The sequence below is a fragment of the uncultured Streptococcus sp. genome (genome assembly GCF_901875575.1).
Taxonomy (GTDB): Bacteria; Bacillota; Bacilli; order Lactobacillales; family Streptococcaceae; genus Streptococcus.
This window is the reverse complement of record NZ_CABFMF010000063.1, coordinates 1-550: the sequence shown is the minus strand read 5'-3', so window position 1 is coordinate 550 and position 550 is coordinate 1. Positions and strand designations below refer to the sequence as shown.

Sequence of the window (550 nt, the reverse complement as noted above, 5' to 3'; positions counted from 1 at the left end):
AAAAAATTAAAAACAAGAGGAATTCTATCTATTGGCTATTCAATAATGATATAATTAGAGTAGAAAACAGTATTTTATAGGGGATGCTTATGACACCAGATGAAATTAGAAATACCATTTTAAAAGCAATTTACTCAGATAGTGACCTGAAGGAAACTTTAGTTCTAAAAGGTGGAAATGCTTTAAAACTTTATAACATAACTGATCGCTCATCTCAGGATTTAGATTTCTCAATCAAAGAATCTATAAGATATGAAAAAGAGAACGAAGGAAAAAAATTACGAGATTTAATTTCAGATGCCTTTCAGCAAGTTGGGTTTTTAGTTGTTGGATTTGAATTCATTGAAAAACCTAAAAAAAGGAAAAAAGACTTACCTCCATTTTGGGGAGGATATAAGATTTCTTTTGCGATAGTCGATACAGAAAAGTATCAAGATAAAATAGATTTACAAGCTCCTGATAAAATGAAGGAGCTAAGTAAATACGGAGAAAATTTAGAAAACAATAGTAAAAAGATAGAAATAGATTTGAGCTATGATGAGTATGTTGC

The 550-nt window shown here is 29.3% G+C and carries 1 protein-coding gene; it reads left to right on the top strand.

Translation table 11 applies throughout. The features are described 5' to 3' along the window. Positions 1-89: 89 nt before the first annotated feature. Positions 90-550, top strand: a 461-nt coding sequence (locus QZ114_RS08550; RefSeq protein ID WP_295502201.1) for a nucleotidyl transferase AbiEii/AbiGii toxin family protein, incomplete at its 3' end; no start/stop codon positions are given.